Annotated in this window: 3 tRNA genes and 3 rRNA genes; all 6 read right to left on the reverse strand. The window is 54.4% G+C overall.

Going from position 1 to position 5,882, the window contains the following annotated elements:
* Position 1 precedes the first annotated feature (1 nt).
* The 6 genes from ACODSC_RS14960 to ACODSC_RS14985 all read right to left on the reverse strand — a co-directional run bounded on the left by ACODSC_RS14960 (position 2) and on the right by ACODSC_RS14985 (position 5,307).
* A tRNA-Met gene (locus tag ACODSC_RS14960) sits at positions 2–78 on the reverse strand.
* A gap of 86 nt (positions 79–164) precedes the next feature.
* Positions 165–279, reverse strand: a 5S ribosomal RNA gene (gene rrf / locus ACODSC_RS14965).
* A gap of 87 nt (positions 280–366) precedes the next feature.
* Positions 367–3,152, reverse strand: a 23S ribosomal RNA gene (locus tag ACODSC_RS14970).
* Between the two features lie 263 nt (positions 3,153–3,415).
* Positions 3,416–3,491, reverse strand: a tRNA-Ala gene (locus tag ACODSC_RS14975).
* A 71-nt stretch (positions 3,492–3,562) separates the two neighbouring features.
* Positions 3,563–3,639: transfer RNA gene (locus ACODSC_RS14980), tRNA-Ile, on the reverse strand.
* A 207-nt stretch (positions 3,640–3,846) separates the two neighbouring features.
* Positions 3,847–5,307: ribosomal RNA gene (locus ACODSC_RS14985) — 16S ribosomal RNA — on the reverse strand.
* The 16S, 23S and 5S rRNA genes sit together here with 3 tRNA genes alongside, the layout of an rRNA operon.
* Between the last annotated feature and the right edge of the window lie 575 nt (positions 5,308–5,882).

Here is a 5,882-nt window from a genome sequence, read left to right on the forward strand (position 1 = left end):
TTGGGTGCGGGAGTAGGATTTGAACCTACGACCTTCAGGTTATGAGCCTGACGAGCTACCGGGCTGCTCCATCCCGCGGCAAACGGTAGTTTCGTGAGGAAGAACGGTTCGAGAAGACCGCGATTGCGGTGATTTGTTTTCATCATCGGCTGTCCGCCTTGTAGACCCGGCGGCGACCTACTCTCCCGCGCCTTGAGACGAAGTACCATTGGCTCTGGAGGGCTTAACGACCGAGTTCGGAATGGGATCGGGTGGGGAACCTCCGACATAGCCACCAGGTCAACAAGGCGGACAGCGGATGATGAGAAGACATTGTCTGAGATTGCTTCGGTCAAGGAGCAATCATCGAATGAGTTTTGCTGAGAAACGATCAAACCGATCGGATTATTAGTACCAGTAAGCTTCATGGGTCGCCCCACTTCCACACCTGGCCTATCAACGTGGTAGTCTTCCACGATCCTCAGCGAAGCCTTGTTTTGAGGTTAGTTTCCCGCTTAGATGCTTTCAGCGGTTATCTATTCCATACTTAGCTACCCTGCTGCACAGCTGGCGCCATGACAGGTACACCAGAGGTATGTCCATCCCGGTCCTCTCGTACTAGGGACAGATCCTCTCAAGCTTCGAACACCCACGGCAGATAGGGACCAAACTGTCTCACGACGTTCTGAACCCAGCTCACGTACCACTTTAAATGGCGAACAGCCATACCCTTGGGACCTGCTCCAGCCCCAGGATGTGATGAGCCGACATCGAGGTGCCAAACTTTGCCGTCGATATGGACTCTTGGGCAAAATCAGCCTGTTATCCCTAGAGTACCTTTTATCCGTTGAGCGATGGCCCTTCCACTCGGGACCACCGGATCACTATGGCCGACTTTCGTCTCTGCTCGACTTGTCAGTCTCGCAGTCAGGCGGGCTTATGCCATTGCACTCGACGACCGATTTCCGACCGGTCTGAGCCCACCATCGCGCGCCTCCGTTACACTTTAGGAGGCGACCGCCCCAGTCAAACTACCCACCACGCCATGTCCCGGGACCGGATAACGGCCCTCGGTTAGACGTCAACGACAGTAAGGGTGGTATTTCAAGGACGACTCCACCAGAGCTGGCGCCCCGGTTTCATAGTCTCCCACCTATCCTACACATACGGTCGCTAACGCCAAGGCGAAGCTATAGTAAAGGTTCATAGGGTCTTTCCGTCTGACCGCGGGAACCCCGCATCTTCACGGGGAATTCAATTTCACTGAGCCTGTGCTGGAGACAGTGGGGAAGTCGTTACGCCATTCGTGCAGGTCGGAACTTACCCGACAAGGAATTTCGCTACCTTAGGACCGTTATAGTTACGGCCGCCGTTTACCTGGGCTTCAGTTCGTCGCTTTCACAACTCCCTTTAACCTTCAGGCACCGGGCAGGCGTCAGACCCTATACGTCGCATTGCTGCTTCGCAGAGCCCTGTGTTTTTGCTAAACAGTCGCTACCCCCTGGCTTGTGCCACTCAGTCCTGGTTGCCCAGGGTGAGTCACGCTTATTCCGAAGTTACGCGTGCAATTTGCCGAGTTCCTTCAGCACAGTTCTCTCAAACGCCTTGGTATGCTCTACCTGACCACCTGTGTCGGTTTCGGGTACGGTCTCTGCTGGAGTTATTTCCTGGGACAACGCCCCCGCACACACAATCCAATAAGTGGGTACGAGTTAAGCCATCCGTCACTTCCAGCTGGTGCAGGAATATTTACCTGCTTCCCATCGACTACGCTTTTCAGCCTCGCCTTAGGGGCCGACTAACCCTGCGCAGATTAGCTTTACGCAGGAACCCTTGGTCTTTCGGCGGGAGTGTCTCTCACACTCCTATCGTTACTCATGTCAGCATTCTCACTTCCGATACCTCCAGCCAGGCTCACGCCTGACCTTCACCGGCCTACGGAACGCTCCGCTACCGCTTGCAGTAAACTGCAAACCCATATCTTCGGCGCACGGCTTGAGCCCCGTTACATTTTCCGCGCAGGATCGCTTGATCAGTGAGCTGTTACGCTTTCTTTAAAGGATGGCTGCTTCTAAGCCAACCTCCTGATTGTCAAAGCAATCCCACATCGTTTCCCACTTAGCCGTGACTTGGGGGCCTTAGATGATGGTTAGGGTTGTTTCCCTTTTCACGACGGACGTTAGCACCCGCCGTGTGTCTGCCCGATAGTTCTCTTGGGTATTCGGAGTTTGGTTAGTATTGGTACCGCTCGCGCAGCCCGCAACCATCCAGTGCTCTACCCCCCAAGGAATTCGTCGGACGCTCTACCTAAATAGATTTCGCGGAGAACCAGCTATGTCCAGGTTTGATTGGCCTTTCACCCCTATCCACAAGTCATCCCAGAATTTTTCAACATTCACGGGTTCGGTCCTCCAGTTGGTGTTACCCAACCTTCAACCTGCTCATGGATAGATCACCTGGTTTCGGGTCGTCATACGTCGAACTTAGCGCCCTATTCAGACTCGCTTTCGCTGCGCCTACACCTAACGGCTTAAGCTTGCTCGACACATGAAGTCGCTGACCCATTATACAAAAGGTACGCCGTCACCCCGCTTGGGGGCTCCGACTGCTTGTAGGCTTCCGATTTCAGGATCTGTTTCACTCCCCTTGTCGGGGTGCTTTTCACCTTTCCCTCACGGTACTTGTTCACTATCGGTCGTAGAGGAGTACTTAGGCTTGGAGGGTGGTCCCCCCATGTTCAGACAGGATTTCACGTGTCCCGCCCTACTCGAGTCTCTTGCTATTTGATGACTACGGGGCTTTCACCCACTATGGCCGACCTTTCCAGATCGTTCGTCTTTATTTCACAAGAGCACTGGCCTGGTCCCGGTTCGCTCGCCACTACTACGGGAGTCTCGGTTGATGTCCTTTCCTCCGGGTACTGAGATGTTTCAGTTCCCCGGGTTCGCTTAATGAACCTATGTATTCAGTTCATTATACCTTTCAACAATCCGCCAATCGCCGCCCTGACCGAAGTCAGAACGAAGTTGGAAGACTGTAAAGGTGGGTTTCCCCATTCGGAAATAACCGGATCAAAGGGTGCTAGCGCCTCCCCGGTTCTTATCGCAGCTTGCCACGTCCTTCATCGCCTCTCTACGCCAAGGCATCCGTCAGAAGCCCTTCAACGTTTGATCGTTTCTCAGCAAAACTCATGCTTGGTTTATTCCGCCCGACTGGAAAGTTGCCGGGGGACCAAGCCTGATTTTTGTCAGACAATGTCTTCTTCTCGAACACGACCTAAAAGCTCAGGGGAGCCGGTCTAGTTCTTCCTTCACGATATCAATGCACGCCAACCTTGCGGCCGACGGGCAATTCTTGATGCGATCTGCGAGCTTGTCGGGGCCGCACAGCGTCAAACGCTGGGCCTCCGGTCAAATCCAGGGCCGCGGGTGCGGCCTGGTGGAGCCAGACGGAGTCGAACCGACGACATCCTGCTTGCAAAGCAGGCGCTCTACCAACTGAGCTATGGCCCCATTCCGAGGAACGGTGCGAAGCCCAGGAGAGCTGTCATACGATACTGTCCAAGGCTGGAGTCCAGCAGGGCTGGTAGGCCCGGGCAGACTCGAACTGCCGACCTTACGCTTATCAGGCGTACGCTCTAACCACCTGAGCTACGGGCCTATGGCAGCGACAGCCGGGTCTAAAGACCCAGGCTCGCGATCGCGTCACCAATACACCAACCCGAATGGTCGATGCGTCGATGACGAAAGTGGAAAGAGAAACGGAGACGGCGGCGTTCCGCCGTTTGTGCTCGGCGCTGTGAAGCGCTTCGCTATTGGAGCTTCAATAGACAGCCTCGTGAGAGACGGCCTGGAGAAGCATCCTTAGAAAGGAGGTGATCCAGCCGCAGGTTCCCCTACGGCTACCTTGTTACGACTTCACCCCAGTCGCTGACCCTACCGTGGTCGCCTGCCCCCTTGCGGTCAGCGCAGCGCCTTCGGGTAGAACCAACTCCCATGGTGTGACGGGCGGTGTGTACAAGGCCCGGGAACGTATTCACCGCGGCATGCTGATCCGCGATTACTAGCGATTCCAACTTCATGCCCTCGAGTTGCAGAGGACAATCCGAACTGAGACGACTTTTAAGGATTAACCCTCTGTAGTCGCCATTGTAGCACGTGTGTAGCCCACCCTGTAAGGGCCATGAGGACTTGACGTCATCCCCACCTTCCTCCGGCTTAGCACCGGCAGTCCCATTAGAGTTCCCAACTAAATGATGGCAACTAATGGCGAGGGTTGCGCTCGTTGCGGGACTTAACCCAACATCTCACGACACGAGCTGACGACAGCCATGCAGCACCTGTGTCCTAGTCCCCGAAGGGAAAGCCAGATCTCTCTGGCGGTCCAGGCATGTCAAAAGGTGGTAAGGTTCTGCGCGTTGCTTCGAATTAAACCACATGCTCCACCGCTTGTGCGGGCCCCCGTCAATTCCTTTGAGTTTTAATCTTGCGACCGTACTCCCCAGGCGGATTGCTTAATGCGTTAGCTGCGTCACCGAAATGCATGCATCCCGACAACTAGCAATCATCGTTTACGGCGTGGACTACCAGGGTATCTAATCCTGTTTGCTCCCCACGCTTTCGAGCCTCAGCGTCAGTAATGAGCCAGTATGTCGCCTTCGCCACTGGTGTTCTTCCGAATATCTACGAATTTCACCTCTACACTCGGAGTTCCACATACCTCTCTCATACTCAAGACACCCAGTATCAAAGGCAATTCCGAGGTTGAGCCCCGGGATTTCACCCCTGACTTAAATGTCCGCCTACGCTCCCTTTACGCCCAGTAATTCCGAGCAACGCTAGCCCCCTTCGTATTACCGCGGCTGCTGGCACGAAGTTAGCCGGGGCTTCTTCTGTAGGTACCGTCATTATCGTCCCTACTGAAAGAATTTTACAATCCTAAGACCTTCATCATTCACGCGGCATGGCTGCGTCAGGCTTTCGCCCATTGCGCAAGATTCCCCACTGCTGCCTCCCGTAGGAGTTTGGGCCGTGTCTCAGTCCCAATGTGGCTGATCATCCTCTCAGACCAGCTACTGATCGTCGCCTTGGTGAGCCTTTACCTCACCAACTAGCTAATCAGACGCGGGCCGCTCTAATGGCGATAAATCTTTCCCCCGAAGGGCACATTCGGTATTAGCACAAGTTTCCCTGAGTTATTCCGAACCAAAAGGCACGTTCCCACGTGTTACTCACCCGTCCGCCACTAACTCCGAAGAGTTCGTTCGACTTGCATGTGTTAGGCCTGCCGCCAGCGTTCGCTCTGAGCCAGGATCAAACTCTCAGGTTGAGTTGACTTCTGACCTAAGCTTAAGAACATCCCGAAGGACGTCTTGGCATTAGTTCTACGTATTTTATTGACGAGTTCCCATTCATCGATCCGAAGACCGACGCATGGTATCTTTTCAAAAAGACCGCAGATAGTCAGTGTCGTATGATGACCTTCTAGGGTCATCGCAAGAACACCGCCGCCTGCGTTTCTCTTTCCAAATCAACAATGTCAAAGACCTAAACCGCATCAGCGGTCCGACTTGTTTAGCGCCGTGTCGTCGGCGGAGGCGGGGATTTAGAGACCGCCGAACCTCGTGTCAACCGCTCTTTTCAGAGATCTTTTGGAGAGAAAGGCGAACCCTTCAGACCGCAAGAAACCACCGGAGGAAAGCGAGGCTTACCTCTAAAAACCCGTCGGCGATTCGATTGGAGCGCGGAACCTAGTGAAACCAACCGATGAAAGCAAGAAGTTTTTCGCTTCTTTCTTCCGTGAAACCGTGAGGATCAAGACCCCCGCAGCCCCGTCGGCCGGCCCGTTTCCGAGCGAGGCGGCTCTATACGGAGACCCCGATTTGTCAGCAAGCGGATTCTGAC

It is taken from the genome of Brevundimonas sp. FG128 (assembly GCF_057809775.1).